The organism is Peribacillus sp. R9-11, assembly GCF_031345095.1.
Taxonomy (GTDB): Bacteria; Bacillota; Bacilli; order Bacillales; family DSM-1321; genus Peribacillus; species Peribacillus butanolivorans.
In genome coordinates this window covers 2473217-2491970 of the sequence record NZ_CP133763.1, presented here as the reverse complement: position 1 = coordinate 2491970, position 18754 = coordinate 2473217, and the positions used below count along the sequence as shown (strand labels likewise).

18 protein-coding genes are annotated in these 18754 nt (G+C 37.8%); 2 read left to right on the top strand and 16 right to left on the bottom strand.

Annotation, left to right across the window (positions count from 1 at the left end; translation table 11 throughout):
* Positions 1-10: 10 nt before the first annotated feature.
* The 3 genes from RE409_RS12110 to RE409_RS12100 form a co-directional block, all read right to left on the bottom strand.
* Positions 11-1999, bottom strand: a complete 1989-nt coding sequence (locus tag RE409_RS12110; protein ID WP_309559042.1) for a TRAP transporter permease — start codon at positions 1997-1999, stop codon at positions 11-13.
* Positions 1992-2498 carry a DUF1850 domain-containing protein gene (locus tag RE409_RS12105; RefSeq protein WP_377428031.1) on the bottom strand — a complete coding sequence of 169 codons (507 nt, stop codon included), beginning with the start codon at positions 2496-2498 and terminating at the stop codon, positions 1992-1994. The genes RE409_RS12110 and RE409_RS12105 overlap by 8 nt, the downstream gene beginning before the upstream one ends.
* Positions 2499-2591: 93 nt before the next feature.
* Complete coding sequence (locus RE409_RS12100; protein ID WP_201180834.1) at positions 2592-3566, bottom strand: TAXI family TRAP transporter solute-binding subunit; 975 nt, start codon at positions 3564-3566, stop codon at positions 2592-2594.
* Positions 3567-3933: 367 nt separating this feature from the next.
* Here RE409_RS12100 and RE409_RS12095 point away from each other — a divergent pair, with 367 nt between their 5' ends.
* Positions 3934-4848, top strand: a complete 915-nt coding sequence (locus tag RE409_RS12095) for a LysR family transcriptional regulator (RefSeq protein ID WP_201180835.1) — start codon at positions 3934-3936, stop codon at positions 4846-4848.
* A 296-nt stretch (positions 4849-5144) separates the two neighbouring features.
* The gene (locus tag RE409_RS12090; protein WP_309559041.1) at positions 5145-6167 is read left to right on the top strand and encodes an NAD(P)H-dependent amine dehydrogenase family protein; all 1023 of its coding nucleotides are present in this window, start codon (positions 5145-5147) and stop codon (positions 6165-6167) included.
* A 794-nt stretch (positions 6168-6961) separates the two neighbouring features.
* Here the strand turns inward: RE409_RS12090 and RE409_RS12085 are convergent.
* The 13 genes from RE409_RS12085 to RE409_RS12025 all read right to left on the bottom strand — a co-directional run bounded on the left by RE409_RS12085 (position 6962) and on the right by RE409_RS12025 (position 18487).
* Positions 6962-7717: an IclR family transcriptional regulator gene (locus RE409_RS12085; RefSeq protein ID WP_309559040.1), complete on the bottom strand. Its 756-nt coding sequence runs from the start codon at positions 7715-7717 to the stop codon at positions 6962-6964.
* A 354-nt stretch (positions 7718-8071) separates the two neighbouring features.
* Positions 8072-9799 (bottom strand): sensor histidine kinase, encoded by a 1728-nt coding sequence (locus RE409_RS12080; protein ID WP_309559039.1) that lies wholly within the window; start codon positions 9797-9799, stop codon positions 8072-8074.
* 20 nt (positions 9800-9819) lie between these two features.
* Positions 9820-10281 carry a GAF domain-containing protein gene (locus tag RE409_RS12075; RefSeq protein ID WP_201180839.1) on the bottom strand — a complete coding sequence of 154 codons (462 nt, stop codon included), beginning with the start codon at positions 10279-10281 and terminating at the stop codon, positions 9820-9822.
* Positions 10271-10924 carry a response regulator gene (locus RE409_RS12070; RefSeq protein ID WP_207196336.1) on the bottom strand — a complete coding sequence of 218 codons (654 nt, stop codon included), beginning with the start codon at positions 10922-10924 and terminating at the stop codon, positions 10271-10273. Before RE409_RS12070 ends, RE409_RS12075 begins: the two co-directional genes overlap by 11 nt.
* Positions 10925-11024: 100 nt before the next feature.
* A complete protein-coding gene (locus tag RE409_RS12065) occupies positions 11025-11675 on the bottom strand; it encodes a sensor histidine kinase (RefSeq protein WP_309559038.1) in 651 nt (216 codons plus the stop codon).
* 204 nt (positions 11676-11879) lie between these two features.
* Positions 11880-13385 (bottom strand): nitrate/nitrite transporter, encoded by a 1506-nt coding sequence (locus tag RE409_RS12060; protein WP_309559037.1) that lies wholly within the window; start codon positions 13383-13385, stop codon positions 11880-11882.
* Positions 13378-13665, bottom strand: a complete 288-nt coding sequence (locus RE409_RS12055) for a hypothetical protein (RefSeq protein ID WP_201180846.1) — start codon at positions 13663-13665, stop codon at positions 13378-13380. Before RE409_RS12055 ends, RE409_RS12060 begins: the two co-directional genes overlap by 8 nt.
* Positions 13652-13963, bottom strand: a complete 312-nt coding sequence (locus tag RE409_RS12050) for a hypothetical protein (RefSeq protein WP_309559036.1) — start codon at positions 13961-13963, stop codon at positions 13652-13654. Before RE409_RS12050 ends, RE409_RS12055 begins: the two co-directional genes overlap by 14 nt.
* A gap of 5 nt (positions 13964-13968) precedes the next feature.
* The gene (locus RE409_RS12045; RefSeq protein WP_053345814.1) at positions 13969-14160 is read right to left on the bottom strand and encodes a hypothetical protein; all 192 of its coding nucleotides are present in this window, start codon (positions 14158-14160) and stop codon (positions 13969-13971) included.
* A complete protein-coding gene (locus RE409_RS12040; protein ID WP_056527086.1) occupies positions 14150-14677 on the bottom strand; it encodes a Rieske (2Fe-2S) protein in 528 nt (175 codons plus the stop codon). Before RE409_RS12040 ends, RE409_RS12045 begins: the two co-directional genes overlap by 11 nt.
* An 11-nt stretch (positions 14678-14688) precedes the next feature.
* Positions 14689-15249, bottom strand: coding sequence for a 4Fe-4S dicluster domain-containing protein (locus RE409_RS12035; protein ID WP_309559035.1), 561 nt, complete (start codon positions 15247-15249; stop codon positions 14689-14691).
* Positions 15250-17418 (bottom strand): molybdopterin oxidoreductase family protein, encoded by a 2169-nt coding sequence (locus RE409_RS12030; protein ID WP_201180853.1) that lies wholly within the window; start codon positions 17416-17418, stop codon positions 15250-15252. It abuts the gene before it with no gap.
* Positions 17405-18487, bottom strand: a complete 1083-nt coding sequence (locus RE409_RS12025) for a hypothetical protein (protein ID WP_309559034.1) — start codon at positions 18485-18487, stop codon at positions 17405-17407. The genes RE409_RS12030 and RE409_RS12025 overlap by 14 nt, the downstream gene beginning before the upstream one ends.
* Positions 18488-18754 lie beyond the last annotated feature (267 nt).

Here is an 18754-nt window from a genome sequence, read left to right as displayed (position 1 = left end):
GGTATGATTTCTACATATTTTGTTTATGTTCCAATATATTAGAACTGTTATCCTTGTCTCGATTCCTCAAATATTGTAAACCAAGTAATATTACAAACGTAGTTAATCCAATAATGTCCGAAATTGTTTCAGGATAGATTAATAGCAGCCCAACCACGATAGCAAGGATTCTTTCTAACCAGTGCATCCCCCTCACCCAGTAACCAATTACACCGGCTCCAATTGCGATCATACCCGTCATTGCTGTAAGAACAACCCATGCAACTTCCATCCAAGTTGTATCAATCATAAGCATTTGCGGAGAAAGTACAAAAATGTATGGAATAATAAATGCGGCTATTGCCAGTTTTGATGACTCTATCCCAGTTTTTATCGGTTCTCCACCAGAAACTCCTGCAGCTGCAAAAGCTGCTAATGCAACTGGTGGTGTTATGTCTGCAATTATTCCAAAGTAGAAAACGAATAAATGTGCCGATAAATCCGGTACACCTAGTAAAATTATTGCAGGCGCCGCAATTGTGGATGTGATTACATAGTTTGCAGTTGTCGGTGATCCCATTCCCAAAACAAGTGCTGCTACCATCGTTAGCATAAGTGTTGGTATTAAATATCCACCAGACAAATCGATTAAACCATTTGCCAGCTTTAGCCCTAATCCCGTTTTCGTCACAATTCCTACAATAATACCAGCTGATGCAGTGGCAGCTGCTACTGCAAGTGCTGTACGAGCTCCATCAACTAATGCATAAATAATATCAATGAATTTCATACGTACATCTTTGTTAATAAAGCCCACTATGACAGAAATGACAATTGAGTACAGTGCAGCATGTGTAACCGTTATATTTGACATGAGTAATAAAACAATGGCGATTATCGGAATTAATAAATAAATCTTACCAAATACTTCTTTCTTACTAGGCATTTCTTCTTTGGTTAACCCACGCAATCCAAGTCTCTTCGCTTCAAAGTGTGTCATTATCCAAATTCCTGAAAAGTAAAGTATGGCTGGAATGGAAGCTGCTTTAGCTATATCCCAATACGTAATCCCGTTACCAATAAACTCAACCATTAAAAATGCAGCAGCCCCCATTATTGGCGGCATTAATTGACCACCTGTTGAAGCAGCTGCCTCTACTGCACCAGCAAATTCCTTTTTATATCCAAGGTTTTTCATCATCGGAATCGTGAATGCTCCTGAAGTAACAACATTAGCTACAGAGCTTCCGCTTATCGTTCCTTGAAGAGCACTTGAAAAAATTGCAACCTTTGCAGGCCCTCCTATTCTTCTACCAGCAATCGCTGTTGAAAGATCATTAAAATATTGACCAACCCCTGTTCGAATAAGGAAAGAACCAAACAATAAAAACAGGAAGATAAATGTAGATGAAATCGCTAATGGCGTGCCTAATATCCCCTCCGTAGAGAAATACATCGTTTGTACCATACGCTCAAAGGTTAAACCACGATGTGATAAGAACCCAGGCATATATTGTCCAAAAAGTCCATAGAGAACAAATACTATGGCAATAACCATAATTGGAAGACCTACTGCACGCCTAGTAGCCTCAAGTACAAGTAGAATCGCTACTAAACCAACTGCAAAATCCAAAGTGCCTAAACGACCAACATTCATAACGAGATCCTCGAAAAATAATGGCCAATAAGCGCCTACTCCAATACTAAGAACAGCTAAAATAATATCGTACCAGGCAATTTGGAACTTTCCCTTTTGACGTTTCTTGCGGTTTGCGGGGAATAGTAAAAAAATTAAAGAAAGTGCAAAACCTAAATGTATCGTCCTTTGAATTTGTGCTGTAAAAACACCAAAAACAGCCGTATATAATTGAAATAATGAAAAGGCTAAGAGACCGATAAAAGCAATGTAACCCAAAATACCTGTTAATTTCCTTGTTCCCGCTTCAGGATCGTATTTTTCTAATAGTTCCTGTTGTTCTTCTTCCGTTAAATACTTCGCTATTTCGTTATCATCAGCCATTTATATTCACTCCATTCAATTGTTCCCAAAATGAAATTTTTTTTGGAGAAATTCTGATCCATGTGCCTGGCTTAATAAAACTTGAAAATGTGTATGTACACCCCTTATAAATTAACCGATGATTTGCTCTAACTTTCCCTATTCTTAAATCAATATATGCAAATTGGCGATTCATATTTTTTATATAATAAGTGCCGTCTTTCTCTTCAAATACTTCCTCACCTTCTGCATTAGAAGGCATACCAACTGCAAAATCTTTATATGCAAGCTCGGTTAGTTTCATTTTCTTGTCGGATAAGTGATAAGTTTCGAGTACTTCTGATAAGTGAATAGAGTGTGTATACTTTATTTGAACAGTTTTTTCTTTTTTCAACGGTAAATATGCTAGTAATTCCTCTTGATCCTGGTAAGAAAAAGCAATGACTTGTTTATATGGAAAGAAGAATAGAAAAGCGCTAAACAATAGTAGAGGTATACAATAAATCGTAAATTTCTTCACTCTCATAGATACCCCTTTCAAAATTAGGAATCTATTTTCCAGAAAACAAAAGTCGATAGAACACATATAGCGTACTACCGACCATTATAGTGTTTACTGAGTTACACCTTTTTCTTTAAAGTATTTAGCTGCACCAGGATGAAGCTCCATATCCCCTAATCCTTCAAGTGCCGTTTCAGGTGTAATGAACTTACCTTTTGCATGTGTGATTTTGTCTGTATTTTCATAAATAGCTCTTGTCATTTCGTATACTAATTCTTCATCAAGATCCTTTGATACAACTAACATTGCTTTAACAGCCACCGTTTTAATGTCAGATTTTATTTTATAAGTGCCACTAGGAATGGTATCCTCTGCATAGTATGGATATTTGTCAACCAATGCTTGAACTTTGTCGTCTTCCATTGGAATAATGACAATATCATTTTGTACAGATAACGCTTCAACCGCACCAGTTGGTGTGCCTGCAGTTATAAATGCTGCGTCAATATTACCTGCCTGGATTCCGTCAGTTGACTCATCAAAAGATAGATTTTGTGCTTTAATATCTTTGTCTGATAATCCATGAATTTCTAGAATTTGCATGGCATTAATGTATGCTCCTGATCCAGGTGCGCCCACTGATACTTTTTTTCCTTTTAGATCGCTAACTGATTTAATTCCACTTTTAGCTGTCGTTACAAGTTGTACCGTTTCCGGATATAAAGAGCTGATTGCTTGGATATTATCAATTGGTTTTCCTTCAAACATTTCTTTTCCTTCAATTGCATATGCTCCGATATCTGTTTGCGAGAAAGCAATTTCAGCTTCTCCCACTCTCAAGGTTTCCATGTTTTCAGCTGATGCACCGGATGTTTGGGGTGTTATATTCGCCTTTGTGTTATCAGAAATGATATTTCCAATTTGTCCACCAAGTGGATAATATGTACCGCCAGTTCCGCCAGTCAATAGACTTAAGTTTTGGCTTCCACCGCCGGAGACACCTTCTTTACTGCCACTACATGCTGTCATGATTCCGATAAGCATCAAGATACTAACTAATAGAAAGCCACTGTATAATTTTTTCATTAAAATCCTCCTTTTGCATTTTTATCACCATTTAATAGATGATATTGTTAATATTCTACCGACCACCTTGATTTCCCTTCATTTTCCAGTTAGACCTTAGTACTGAAAAATCTCTAGGAATAAATTATTATTTCTTACAAAATCAGTAAAATACAAGGCGTAAATGGGTCAAAATACTGCAAATAAATAAGAAAATTCAATCATTTGTGAGTGGAAATCCCTAATTATACAGCTCCACCCTTTATTAAAGGATAATATTGACTCTTCTATATTAGAAATATATTATTGTTATAAACTTATAAGTGTTCATTATAAAAATTACCTTTTTGGCAGTGATTCTTGAAATCCAACTGAAGTGAGTGATCATATGAATTTTCTATCTCTACGCTATTTTATAGAGATTTCTAACCATCTTAGTTTCAGTGAGGCATCCAAAACCCTGCATATTTCCCAACCCGGGCTAAGTCAACAAATCTCTTCCCTTGAAAAACAACTAGGTTTTAAACTTTTAAATCGAACAACAAGAAAAATCACATTAACAGAGGAGGGAGAGTACATCTATAAAAAACTCGCTCCTTCCTTCGATGATATTGAGAAAACGATCAATTACATAGTTGAAAACAAGATTATCCCCAAACCTAAAATAGAAATCGCTACCGTACCCTCTGCAGCTAGCATTTATATCCCAAAGCTATTAAAAAAGTTTCTTGGGGAATATCCTGATGTTGAATTTTATCTACATGAAACAACATCATCAAGGGCTGTCAAACTAGTTAATCAACAAAATTATCACATCGGGTTTATCCGAACACCCATTCACAATAACATAATTGCCCATGAAGGATTGAACATGATTGAATTCAAAAGATTTCCATTACAATTAGTGGTTTCAACTGTTCATCCACTAGCTCAAAAGGATTCTATACACTTATACGAAGCAAAGGATGAATCTTTCATTCATTATGATGCGGTTCAAGCACACTCCCTTCAATTTCTATTGGAAAAGGCTTGTTTAACTGCTGGATTTTCTCCGAAAGAATTATGTAAAGGATCGGAATTATTAACTATAGCTAATTTGGTCTCTAATAACCTAGGCGTTGCTCTCATGCCCAAAGATATGATTGGTTTGTTAGGGACCAGTAACGTTAAAGCTTTAGACATCGATAACACTGAATTAACTAGTTCCATTTCAGCGATATGGAAAAACAACGATGATACGTCATTATTAACTAATCAAATTTTGCATACTCTACAAAACGATCCAACGTTTTACGATAGATAAGAGTTTTTTATTTTGATCCAGAATAAACATTAGGTTATTTTAAAAAAAGAGGCCCTACCAAAAGTAAAACCTTTGGTAGAGCCTCTTTTACATAAATTTATATTGATTATTCAATTTCAATTATAATCCAAATAATTTTCCCGCTTTGAACAAATACGTTTCTTGATAATTCCCCCTTTCATTAAGTACTCCCTTCTATAACCAATATTTATAAGTATATAAAAATTTACTATTTTTATTATTTATCTTACCATGTTAGCATTTTTTTATACGATATTTGAAAGGATGAGAGATTATTGACTAAACAACATTCAAAATTTTCAGTATTCGGACTCGGCCCTATTGGTATAGAAATTCTCCGCAGTGCATACCAAACTAATCCACACTCGATTATTGGTGTTATAGATATTGATCCTGAAAAGATTGGAAATGATATTGGGTTATTAATCAATGAAAAACAAACAGGACTTAATGTAGTATCCAGTATACAAGAAGTAAAAACGAACACAGATCATCCTGTCGCCCTTCATGCAACCGGTTCTAACTTACAACAAGTATGGCCACAAATCAAAGAACTTCTAGATCATGGTTTTTCAGTCGTTTCTACCTGCGAACAGCTTTCTTTCCCCTGGGACCGTTACCCTGAACTTGCCAAGGAAATAGATGATTACGCTAAGGCTAAAAGGCTTAGTGTCATTGGGACTGGAATTAATCCAGGATTCATCATGGATACATTGGTCATCTGTTTTTCAACAGTATTAACAACGGTCAATAAAATAATTGTCAACCGTAGGGTAGATGTTTCAAAACGACGCATTCCCTTACAAAAAAAAGTCGGTATCGGTATGCCCAAAGAAGAATTTGAATCCTTAGCTGAACAGAATAAAATTGGGCATGTTGGGCTTGAAGAATCTGTCAGATTAATCGCTTATGGTCTCAATTGGAACCTTGCAAGTGTAAAAAATACAATTGAACCGACGATTGCTGGAGAAAATATTACCGTTCCACTTACTTCCTTAAAACCAGGAGATGTAAATGGCCTTCATCAAGTATCCAAGGGCAAGACCTCAAATGGAAGGGAAATATGCTTGGATTTGACTATGTCTGTTGGAATTAATCAAGAAGATGAAATTATTATTGAAGGAAACGAAACGCAAAGATTGATCATTCCAAATGGTATTTTTGGAGATACTGCGACCGCTGCAATGGTTATCAATACCGCTAAGCAGATCGATGCCATTCGCAAACCAGGGTTACTTACCATGGCTGACATTGGAGTACCAAGGAATATATATCAATCCGAATTTGCACGTATTTAAATGCAGAAACAGCATCACTGGGGCGAAGTGTAACCTGCTCTAATGGCTTAAAAAAAATAGACAACACAGAATATGTTCATTTCTTCAATAGTTTATTATATTTCCTTGACGTGTACGAGAATACTAGATTTGAAAATAGGATGATTCCCGTACACGTTTCGTTTCTTATACGATGAATTCTCCTAATTATTTCCGATTATGGTTTAGTTCATTTTATTTGTTCCCTTACAAGAGTAAATATCGTATTTTAACAGTCTACGTGGACGGATTAAATTATAAAATAAAGTATTGTTTTATTTTTCTGAGGCATACGCCGTATAAAAAAAATCAGCTTCTTCACAAGCAGATATTTATTCAACAAAAATGTTATGGAAGACGGTATCAAAACTATCATAAGGGACTATGATACTGAAAAAGGTTGGAGAGCTCAATTTATATGCTTAGATGTTTTAACAACTCAATGAGGATAAAAACTGTTAGTAAAATGTTAACAAAAACCCCAAAAATCACCTAATCGTAAATGATTAGAGTGGTTACACAAATTATTCCCTTAGTTGAGATGAAGCCTTCACTACCTTCAAGGAACCAAGTGGTAAAAGGTTCTCCTAAGAAATAACAAAGAAAGGTCTGCTCATGGTTGTTTCCGTTCGGGAATGGCTTTCCATAGTCCTATCCATCAACTTTTAGAAATTCCAAGTAAATCTTATGGAAACAAAAATCAGACAGTATAGTACTGAATTGAATTGGGGGACATACAAAGTTTATTAATCTGCTACCTCTTTTTCGGTTTTAGTTTACGAAGTTTGAGAACCTAGTTTCAATGAAATTCGTCTGGCGGCATTCGTTACTTTTTCAATTAATTCCGGCAAGCGATCTTCTTGAAATCTTGCATCAATTCCAGCTACGCTTATACCTGCTACAATTTGATTTTTACCGTTAAGTATTGGTGCACTTACGGATTTTGTATAATCCTCTAATTCAGAGGAAGTAATCGTATAACCTTTCATTCTTGCATCTTCCAAAGCATGACGGAGTATTTTTTTATCTGTTATCGTTCCAATAGCAATTGGTTTTAATTCTATATTTTCGAGATATGCTTCACACTCTTCTTCAGACAAATAGGCGAGTATTATTCGAGAGTCACCTGCGTACAGTGGTGAACGCCTTCCGATTGAAGTATATAAACGAACAGGATGCAACGTATCTACCTTTTCAATATACATGGCTTCGTTAGTATCTCTCACAATTAGATTCACAGCTTCTTCAACATCATCTCGAAGTTCTTTCATAATGGGGTATGCGATTTTTCTTATATCTAAACGCTCCCCTACGAGTTGTCCAAACTGCAAGAATATTAGCCCAAGTGAATAATAACCATCATCATCTCTTGTTAAAAACCCCATTTCTTCTAATGATCCAATCATACGGTGCAGAGAGGTTTTTGGGAGGCCAGAAAGTTCCATCATTTCATTAAAAGTGAGCCTGGAATGATTTATGAAAAGGTTAAGAATCTGCATTGACTTTATAACGGTTTTATTTTGTGATTGCATACATGGCTCCTTTCATGATTTTAGTATTTTTATTAGTGCAGAAGATAGAAATTGGTGTTCACCTTTACTATCAATTTATTATAAAACAAAGCACAAAAGTTGTATTGAATAAGACTGTTTTCGCATAGATTGTTATTTTGCATAAATGCTCTGAGCACATATTCATATTAGCTTCGTAGCGGTTTTCTTCATAACTTTCAACTTTTGTTTGCTTGTAAATTGGAAGCTTTCGCCATGGGTTATAAGCTTAACAGACCCCTTAGAGGATCTTTAATGGGAATATTATCTTAATGCGTAAAGCTATCAGGAATTCCTTGGGAGCTAAATTTACCTGATCGTTACAAAAAAATTTCTTTACAAAGGTATTTCCAAAAATACTTTTGTCCCTTTCTCCTCAACAGAATGAAGGGAAAGGTTTCCACCGGCAGCTTTGGCTCTCTCTTCCATACTGAATATGCCTACTCCACGGGTAACCTTTTCTAAATCAAATCCCTTTCCTTTATCCTCTATAACCACACGAATTTCGTCATCTATTTCCCGAATCGTCACTGTTGCTTCTTCGGTTTGAGCATATTTACGAATATTCGTTAATGCTTCTTGGATTACACGGTAAATGGTAATTTCTTTGTTTGTATTCAGACGGCAATTTAAATAGCAGTCAAAATGGATCTTGATATGGTGATGCTCTGAAAACCGGACCAAATAAGAGCGAATGGCTGGGAACAAACCAAGATCATCAAGTACTGATGGCCGCAGTTCCCATGATAGGTGTCGGAGTTCTTCGATAATTTCAGTTGCTTCATCTCGCATCTGATCTAAAAGAGGATGACTCATTTCTGTCTGCAGCCTGTTAATCGTGATGAGATGGCTGTATAAGTTTTGTCCGATACCATCGTGAAGCTCTCGAGAAAGGCGTTTCCTTTCATCTTCCTGAACATCAATGATTTTTCCCGTCATTTTCTGAATCTCTTCTTCCGCAATCTTCCTCTTGGTCACTTCATAGCGAATCGCTAAATACTGGTATGGTTTATTGTGCTCATCAAGAAACGGAACTATAGTCGTATCTACCCAATAATAGGTTCCACCCTTGGTCTTATTTTTAATCTCACCTTTCCATACTTTCCCCGATGAAATTGTTCTCCAAAGATCATTGAAAAATTCTCTAGAATGAAATCCCGAGTTAATAATTCGATGATTCTGTCCAATCAGCTCTTCCTTTGAAAACTCCGAAATCCGGCAAAATTGATCATTAACAAATTTGATGGTCCCTCTTTGATCGGTTATAGCTACAATTGATGAAGCATCCAAAGCAAATTGAAAATCGACAAGTTTATTTACGGACTTTTTCAGTTCCTCTACAACTCGTTTATATTCGGTAATTTCCTTCCGAATTGCCAGGTATTTATAAGGGCTCCCTATTTCATTTAAGAAAGGGACAATTGTGGTATCTACCCAATAATAGGTTCCATCCTTTGCTCTGTTCTTAATTTCGCCCCTCCATACACTTCCTGTCGAGATTGTTATCCAAAGATTTTGCATAAATTCCTTTGAATGATAACCTGAATTGATAATTCGATGATCCTTCCCTATAAGTTCTGCTGCTGAATATTGGGATACAGCACAAAATTTCTTGTTTATGGATTGTATCTTGCCTTTTTCATCTGTAAAAGCGACAATCGTTGATTCATCGAGTGCGTACATTAAATCAACCAGCTCATTTATGGGATAGGTTTGCTGTTGATTAAGTCGTGATTGGTCTTTCACTTTATGGAACACGACTAAGTAATAGACCTCTTTTTCAAGCGAAAAGGCATTTACCCTGAAAAAAAGTGAAAAAGTATGTCCATCCCTGTGGATTCCGAACTGGTGGATTATTTCCCCTTCCCCACTGGCCTGAAGATTTGCTCCTGGCATAAGATTCAAAAGCTTTTCTCCTATTAATTCATGATTTAAATAACCAAAATTTTCATATACCTGTTGATTCGCAAATGAGATGACGCCTGATTCATTAACGAGAATTGTCGCTTCGCTGGACCCAAAAGAATTCTCTTTTTCCATTTCCAAATGATTATTCCAGTCCATACATAGTCCTCCTGTTGCCGTTAAATTGAGCTGTTTAATTCCTTTTCCAATCTTTTCGCTGCATCAAGGATCGTATGCTGGTCACTTTCAGAAATAGGCTGTTTTGTTCTATTACCTACTAATAATACACCTTTGAGAACACCTTTAAATTGAATTGGAACTGCGAAAGCGTAGCTGAGATTTTCCGCGAGCATGATAGGATATTCTAGTGCTTTGCCCAGAATATTATTAGGAAAATCTTCAATTCCCATCGGTCTGCCTGTTGATATTACCTTACCTGCTATCCCTTTTCCATATCGAACTGTTATTCTTTTGTATTTATCATTTCTGTTCCCGGCGGCATAATGCCAGCTTACGTCTGGACCGATGCTGTTTTGTAAAGCCAGTCCAACAAAATCACAGTTCAATTCTTCTAATACTTGTTCACACGCTTGTTTAAATGGTTGATCTTTTCTCGATTTATTGCACACGTTAAATTCCATACCCTAATAACCCCTTTTTTAAAGCAAATGCAACAAGTTCAGGTCTTGTTTTCATCTGAAGCTTCTCCATCAGGTTTCCTTTATGGGTTTCAACCGTTTTCACACTTATAACAAGCTGTCCGGCAATTTCTTTATTGGAAAATCCTTTCGCAATCAAGGTCAGGACCTCTTTTTCACGGTCCGAAAGCAGATTGAAAGTATCAGAGGTCCCCTGCTTCACACTGCCTATGTATACTTCCATTAACCTTTTAGTTGCAGATGGATGAAGGTAAGCATTTCCGGTCGAAACAGAGCGAATAGCTACCAATAATTCTTCATGTGGTGCAGTTTTTAAAATACAGCCTGAAGCACCCGCTTGAATAGCTCTGAACAAATATTCTTCATCATCATGCATAGTAAGTATTAATATGGCTACTTCAGGCATTAGTTTTTTCAGTTCTGAAGTTGCTGATAAGCCATCTTTCCCATGAGGCATGCTTAAATCCATGACTACCACATTTGGCTGGAGCTCTAGTGCTTGCTGTATTCCTTCGTTCCCCTCGGAAGCTTCCCCTATCACTTCCATATCAGAATGATTATTTAATAGCATCTTTAAGCCCATTCTTACAACGGCGTGATCATCGCAAAGCAAAATTTTTATCAAAGCTGTTCCCCCTTAGCTTTGTTCGTATATGTATTGTTATAAATGAATTTGAAACAACAACGGGGATTGCTCAATTAGCAAACCCCCTGTTTAGTCCATTTTAATATAATGGAAGAGAAATCTCTATAGAAGTCCCTTTATCTATTTTTGAAAATATGGTACATTCTCCGCCAATCAAATGCATTCTTTCACTCAGGGCTGCAAGCCCGCTCGACTTATTCATAGCCGTTTCCACCTCAAACCCTTTTCCTGAATCTTTAATCATAATCAATAACCTGCTTTTTTTCCATTTGAATATTATACTTGCCTTCATCGTATCAGCATACCTTGCTATATTCACTAATGCTTCCTGGCAGACTCTGAAAAGTGTAATGCTATCTCTATCAGAGATTTGCGATTCAACACCCAGATTCTCTACCTCAACTTCAATGCCATATGTTGAAGTGTATAATTTTATATAGCTTTTCATAGCAGAAATTAGCCCCAGAGTTGTAAGGGTAGGAGGATGCAATTCTACAGCCAAGAGCCTGATTTCTTGAATTGTCTTTTCCAATAGCTGGCTCATATCACCTGCATAGCTTTTCATGGCAGGCTGTTCGATTGCCTTTTCAATGAGCTGCATACCTGTAAAAAGACTGTAGAGGGACTGTCCCACGCCTTCATGAAGCTCCATTGCAATTCGTTTAATCTCTTCTTCATGAGTTTGAATAATATAAGAACTGATGTTTTTTTTGAGTGGCTGAGTATTCATTCCCACCCTCCTTAATCGTTTGTCGCAAATTATCGGGCAGGCCGACTAATACGAGACGTCCTCCCAAAAGTTACGCTTTCGGTCGAGCGATGTAAAAGCTGATGAAGAGTTTCTGTCCTTAGGGAAAGTTTGCACTAGTACTTCTTGTACGTCGAAAACTCCGCTTCAAAACTGGGATTCAATGATTTACTGCACATTGATTTTTTATGTTTTTTTCATTTTATGACTTGAAATGTCACTAAACATCCCGGCATATTGAACAACATCCCCAGCATTATTCTTTATTGCACTAATTGTCAGCCATTGTAGATATTGTTGTCCATCCTTACGGCTATTCAAGATTTCACCTTGCCAGAAACCATTTTTTTCAATAGATTTCCATAAATCCTTATAAAAAGTTTGAGGCTGTTTACCTGACTTAAGTATACTAGGATTCTTTCCAATTACTTCATTTTCCTGATAGCCCGTAATACTTGTAAACGCAGGGTTTACTGAAATGATTTTACCACTGGTATCGGTGATCAAAATGCCTTCTATTGTATGGTCAATAACTTCTTTGGCCAGCTCCATTTTACCTTGGAAATACATCCAGACGACTAAAATCAAACTTGCAAGAGCAACTTCTGACAATGCCATGAACCCGATTGCATAATGGCCTGTGATATTGAATAACAAGGATAGAATTAACGGCGGGAAAAATCCTCCCAAACCGCCCATTGCGGACACAATTCCATTCACAATACCAGCCTGTTTTTGGAAATACATGGGCACTAGCTTAAAAATAACACCATTTCCCATTCCAGCACATAGAGCAATACTTAAACAGCCAAATGTGTACCAGCTAATTGAAGGAGCAAAGGATAGGATCATTGCTGAAATCGTATAAACTCCAAAAACAAACATGAGCAGAATAAGAGAATGGAAGCGGTCGGCAAGCCACCCGCCAATTGGTCTCATAAGAGTAGCAAGGACAATAAAGCCTGCTGTCCTTATACCGGCATCAACTTTATCTAATCCAAAGTTCGCTACAAGAAAGTTTGGCAGGTAAATAGTAAATGCAACAAAAGAACCGAATGTTATAAAGTAAAATAAGCTTAGCAGCCATAGTTTTTCATTTTTGTAGACACCCTTAATTTGTTCTAAAAGCGGTGTTTTAACTCTCAGTTCCCTTTTATCTCCTAATAGGAAGTTACCTGCAATAAAGACTGCCAAAATTACAAGGTAAAGCTGCACGGTTGTAGACCAGCCAAACTTCGTAGCTACAACAGGGGCTGCAAACGCTGATATAGCCGTTCCAAGGTTTCCTGCACCGTAAATTCCGTTTATAAAGCCATGGCGTTCCTTAGGATAATACTTTGGTAAAGAGGTTACTCCTACAGAGAATACGGCTCCCCCAATACCAAGAAAAAGCCCTCCAATCAACAAATCAGCAAGAGAGTCCGCGATACTGATATAATAAACAGGGAATAACAGCAATATAAAGCTAATCAGGAAAATTTTCCTAGCCCCGAACTGATTGGCGTAAAAGCCAAGGGGAATGCGAAGAATAGATCCTAAAATAACAGGAACAGCTGTTACCAGTGCAAGCTGACCATCCTGTATAGCGATATCTTCTTTAATAAAAGGCAGCAGGGAAGAAATTAATACCCACACCATAAATCCTACAACGAGATTTAAGGTTTGTAATGGAAGCTGAATTTTTCTAAACATCCTGACCACTCTCTCTTCTAATTATATATTGTAAACCCGAATTTTCATCAAAAGCTGACCACTCATTTTCATTTTTAGTCACATTGGATATCAATGGGACAGCGAAAAAGTTAATGTCGTCAAAATAAATACGCAGATGTGTTTTGTCAGGACAAAGCTCCACCTTAACAATCGTTATAGAAACGAAAGGAGCTTTATCCTGGCCATGATCATCGAAGATGGCTACTCTTGCTTTTTCCGATACTAATGGTTGTATATCTTCTACATTAATTTGTTCCACAGGTATTGCACCCTCTCTTTGCCATGTAAACATTCATCTGATAACCCTTCAAATATTTCCAGAATGTATCTTTTGCATAATTCTCGATAAATTCCATTGTTTCCTCTTCAGACTCCCATCTGCTCATTCCCTTTACTTCGGCAACTACAATATCAACCCCATCTATTGACTTTTCATCTAAATACCAGTTAAGACGGACATCTTTAAAAAGGTCTGAAAGGAGCTTATCGATTTCAGTAGCAAAATTTCCAGATGCTTCTTTTATAAAACAAAAATCAAGGTATGTTTCACTGTTCATTTGATTCACGCCTTTTCATTTTTCGTTTTTTTATAAGTAAATAACGCTAAGGGAAACACCACAATGTTTAATCCCCCAAATATTAATACATTTACATAATTTTCATAATAATATTGGTGAACCATAAATTGGGTAAATACAATATTCATCATAAAGAAGGCACAAAGCAGCGCGACACCAATAAACTTAAGCCTCATAACGCTTCACCCTTACTGCGTATACCGCGCCATTTTCAACTTTCACCTGAATCTCAGGCAGCGGCCTTCTTGGCGGACCCGCAGTTGGAGCACCTGTTTCAACATCAAATTTTCCATGATGACAAGGACAAATCATCTCTCCTTCTTCCTTCACCCAGAAAACCGGACAGCGAAGATGTGTGCATGCATTTTGGTAAGCTACGTATTTCTTTTCTGACAATCTGATCAAAAGAGCATCATCATGATCACCTGGAAATTTAAACTCTAATGCGTCACCAATTGCAAGTTTGCTTACATCTGTGATTTTTTTGTGAGGATACTCCTTTTCCCCAAGCCCCAGCAATTCTTTAGCCGCTACCGCCCCCCAAGGAAGGGAGGAAATTGCGAATACGCCAGCAGCCCCCACTAATGTTTTCATGAACCCACGTCTGTCAAGCTTTCTTTCATTATTCCGTTCAATATTATGAGTGTAATTATCTTCATTAAAGGGAATTTTATTATTTTTATCTGACGGCACCTTAATCCCTCCTAAAATAGCTTTGTTATCCCCTGTAAAATACCAGGCAAATTTACTTTAACGTTCGTTTCACCTTCAAGATACGGTATGCTAGTCACCCATTTTCCATTATCTAGATTAAATTGTTTTTTCTTATTTTCAATTTCTTCATCTGTTAGCCATTGAAGTGTATTAGACGGGCAAACACTTGCACACATTGGCGGGGTACTGTCTTTTGTCCGGTCGATACATAAATCGCATTTGTACATTAAGTTTTGTTCAGTATCAAATTTTGGTATTCCGTATGGACAAGCAATCGTACAGTTTTGGCAGCCGATACATTTTTCAACGAGAGCTGATAATACGGCCCCTGTTTCATGGATTTGGATTGCCTGGGCTGGACAGCTTCTTGCACAGGCTGGATTCACACAATGAAGGCACATAAGAGGCATGGTTTGCCGATTAACCATAGGGTTTACATCGTAAACGTAGTTTCTGTTCCGCTCTTCATGCCCTCCGCATTGTGTACATGCTGCAAGGCATGAACGGCATCCTATACAGTTTTCAAGTTCTAAGTACAGCCTCTTTTCCATTTATTGCACCTTCTTTATTTCTACTTTTTCCAATTGAGCAGCACATGCCTTATATTCCGGCATACGGGAAATCGGATCCAGTGCTGCAATGGTTAATAGATTGATAGATTGCTCGTGACCAAAGTGGTACGGAACAAATACAGTATCTTTACGAATTGCTTCTGTAATTTTCACTTTATAGATTGCCTCACCTCTTCGGGTAAATAGGCGGATTCTTTCTTCATGTTCCATATTGTATATTTTTGCTGTTTCCGGATGTACTTCGACGTATGGCTCCGGACACATATCACGCAGGAACTGGATTCTTCTCGTCTGGTTCCCTGATAAGTAGTGGTAAACGACACGTCCAGTTGTTAAACGAAGCGGATATTTTTCATCTGGCTCTTCAGCAGGGGGGCGGTAAGGAAGTGCACAAATTTTCGCTTTGCCGTCTGCGTGATAGAATTTTTTATCCAGGAACATATGCGGCGTTCCCTTATCATTTTCATCCTTGCAAGGCCAAAATACACCGTCCTGTTTGTCGATTTTATCCCATGTAGCTCCATAATAATCGGCATATCCGCCTTTACTAGCCAGTCTGAATTCATCAGCTATATCTTTTGCTGTTTTCAAATTCGAAAAATATTTTCCTCTTCCGAGACGTTCTGCAAGCTCTACTTGTATTTGCCAATCGGGCTTAGATTCACCGATTGGTTCTTGTGCCTTATTTATCTTAATAATTCTTCCTTCCAGGTTTGTAACTGTCCCTTCATCTTCTGACCACGTTACAGACGGCAGGATCACATCCGCAAACTCTGCTGATTCAGAAAGATAGAAATCCGAACACAACATAAAATCCAGGTTTTTCATCGCGCTTCTGACGAAATTTAAATTCGGCGCGGATACTGCAGGATTAGAACATAGCAGATACAATCCGCGGATCGTTTTTTGTTCCATTAGTTCAAACATTTCATAAGCAGAAACACCCGGCTGAGGCATTTCTTCCGGAGTGATTTTCCATACTTTACAAACTTCTTCTACATGTTTAGGATTTGTAATTTTTCGATATCCTGGCAATAAATCCGCTTTCTGACCATGCTCTCGTCCACCCTGTCCGTTTCCTTGACCTGTGAATGTTGCTACACCAGACTTCGGACGGCCAATCTTACCCGTTACAAGCGCCATGTTTGTATATCCAGATACATTGTCAACACCCTTATGCTGCTGTTCAATTCCACGGGCAAACATGACAACTGCATTCGGTGCTTTTCCATAAATCTCTGCTGCGCGAATGATTTTTTCCGGTGCCACACCTGTAAGCTCACTCGTATATTCCGGTGTAAATTCTTTTACAAGCTCTTTTGTTTCTTCAAATCCGTTTGTATGATTATTAATAAACTCTTTGTCAGCATAACCCTTTTGAATTAATAAATTTAAGATTCCATTAGCAAGGGCAAGATCCGTTCCCGGTTTCAGGTCAAGGTGCACATCTGCTCTTCTCGCAATTGGCGTTTCGCGGGGATCCACCACGATAATGTATCCGCCTCTTTCTTGAACGTTCCAGACTCGGAACATAGAAGTTGGATGACATTCTGCTGTATTACTTCCTGCAATAAATAAGCAATCCGTTTCATGAATATCTGTCCAGGGTAATGTTGAACCTCTATCTACGCCGAAAGAACGAAGGAATCCCCCGGCCGCACTAGACATACAGAAACGGCCATTATAGTCAATGTAGCGCGTTCCAAGAGCCACACGTGCAAATTTCCCTGTTAAATAGCATTTTTCATTTGTCATTGATACGCCGCTGAAAACGGATAATGAATCTTTTCCATATTTATTTTGAAGCTCACTGAACTTTTTCACGATTAAATCATATGCTTCATTCCAACTTGCTTCACGAAAGCCTTCCTTTGTTCCCTTTAATGATGCATCATCACGAATAAGCGGTTTTAAAATACGATCATCATGGTTCGTCTGCTGGTAAGCTGTAACCCCTTTTGGACACATTTTTCCAACCGTTACAGGCCAGTCATAACGTGGTTCAACCCCAATGATTTTATTTGTCGCTCTATTTACCCTTAAATTCATTCCGCACTGCATTCCACAATATGCACAATGCGTTTTGACCAATGTTTCATTCGGGTGTATCACATTCTCTACTTCTTTAAAAAACTTATCCCTTTGCATTCTGGTTTGCCTCCTTAACTTTTAGCTCATGGATAGGGAAACCGGAAAATTGAGCAATCCGGTATTTTCTTCGGCAAGGTAGGCACATTTCAGCGAGATGATGGCCTTCCTTCGTTTGAAATTCGATATCGTTCACGCCGAGAACCTCTACGACATCTTTTGATTGTTCTGTTGAAACAAACTCATCACCACACACTTTGCATCCTTTCATGGATTGTTCCGCATAATGCTCTCTGTAGTTTCTTGCAAATACACTCATTGGGCGGAATGGTATGTGAGCAAGTTTTCCGAACGGAAGATAAATCAATGTAATAATGACTGACCACTGGTGAATCAGGGACATAGCTGGCTGACCTGCACCGTGCAAAGAGATGTTCATAAACGTTAGTGACAAGCCTGTAATGCTAACTAATAACAGCATATATAATGGAAGAAAGTCATACATGAATTTTTGTTCTGCTCTTGCCTGCATATTTTTCAAACGGCGGTATAGAGCCATGCATACTCCGGCGATAACCATCACAGCTGTAATGTTCAGAGCGTTATATGATAAGTTCGCAATGATCCCATTAGCTGGTACTGTTATTACCCGAATCCCCATTGCGATAATGTTGTAGTAGCCATTCTCGTCCATGGTGAAGTACATCCATCCAAATACTAGAGGAAATGTCACGAAGCAGGAAAGAATACATCCCCATCCGATTAGAATGTGCTGAGTCCATCGGTAAATTCCCCTATTCCAGATGAAATTGTATGTTGCTAAATGTTCAACTGATGTTTTAGGCGTTGATTTTCTAAATAGAAGTTTGATGCCTTTTTTTATAAAAATCTTTGTTGGCGGCCTTTCTCCCCATGCGATAAACCTGTAAAAGAACCCCCCAATAAAAATAATCGTCCCCACCATATAGCCATAAAGGTTTAAATCTACGTGTGTAAACATTCTTGTGCCAAAAAACGATAAGGTTACAAGTCCGCAAACTGCTAGAAACATAGACTTAGCAAAATGTGATGCAAATGCATTATCAATTGATTTTCCTGTTTTTTGATTTGCTGCGACTTTTGCCTGCATTACTATTCCTCCTCATTACAAACAATTACCATACCCTTATTGTAAGAGGTGCCCCGATTTTTCCATATCGGGGAACTTCCCTATCCTAAGGGGAAAATTCCCCTATCTTTGAAAATAAAAAAGCAGCTCTGATGTGCAGAACTGCCTGTACTTTATTACAAACTTCCTCTTTTCCAGTTTCTTGTAATTCATATTATATAGGAGGAAATACTGATGGAATTTTTTCTTAATGTTAGGCTGTTTTCGGAGAATAAACAAAAAAAAAGA

What these genes read in the sequence shown, in the direction of transcription:
- RE409_RS12100 (WP_201180834.1), bottom strand. Translation starts at nt 3,566, where the DNA reads ATGAAAAAATTATACAGTGGCTTTCTATTAGTTAGTATCTTGATGCTT.
- RE409_RS12060 (WP_309559037.1), bottom strand. Translation starts at nt 13,385, where the DNA reads ATGTTTAGAAAAATTCAGCTTCCATTACAAACCTTAAATCTCGTTGTA.
- RE409_RS12045 (WP_053345814.1), bottom strand. Translation starts at nt 14,160, where the DNA reads ATGAGGCTTAAGTTTATTGGTGTCGCGCTGCTTTGTGCCTTCTTTATG.
- RE409_RS12080 (WP_309559039.1), bottom strand. Translation starts at nt 9,799, where the DNA reads ATGGACTGGAATAATCATTTGGAAATGGAAAAAGAGAATTCTTTTGGG.
- RE409_RS12030 (WP_201180853.1), bottom strand. Translation starts at nt 17,418, where the DNA reads ATGCAAAGGGATAAGTTTTTTAAAGAAGTAGAGAATGTGATACACCCG.
- RE409_RS12050 (WP_309559036.1), bottom strand. Translation starts at nt 13,963, where the DNA reads ATGAACAGTGAAACATACCTTGATTTTTGTTTTATAAAAGAAGCATCT.
- RE409_RS12110 (WP_309559042.1), bottom strand. Translation starts at nt 1,999, where the DNA reads ATGGCTGATGATAACGAAATAGCGAAGTATTTAACGGAAGAAGAACAA.
- RE409_RS12095 (WP_201180835.1), top strand. Translation starts at nt 3,934, where the DNA reads ATGAATTTTCTATCTCTACGCTATTTTATAGAGATTTCTAACCATCTT.
- RE409_RS12075 (WP_201180839.1), bottom strand. Translation starts at nt 10,281, where the DNA reads ATGGAATTTAACGTGTGCAATAAATCGAGAAAAGATCAACCATTTAAA.
- RE409_RS12025 (WP_309559034.1), bottom strand. Translation starts at nt 18,487, where the DNA reads ATGCAGGCAAAAGTCGCAGCAAATCAAAAAACAGGAAAATCAATTGAT.
- RE409_RS12065 (WP_309559038.1), bottom strand. Translation starts at nt 11,675, where the DNA reads ATGAATACTCAGCCACTCAAAAAAAACATCAGTTCTTATATTATTCAA.
- RE409_RS12035 (WP_309559035.1), bottom strand. Translation starts at nt 15,249, where the DNA reads ATGGAAAAGAGGCTGTACTTAGAACTTGAAAACTGTATAGGATGCCGT.
- RE409_RS12085 (WP_309559040.1), bottom strand. Translation starts at nt 7,717, where the DNA reads ATGCAATCACAAAATAAAACCGTTATAAAGTCAATGCAGATTCTTAAC.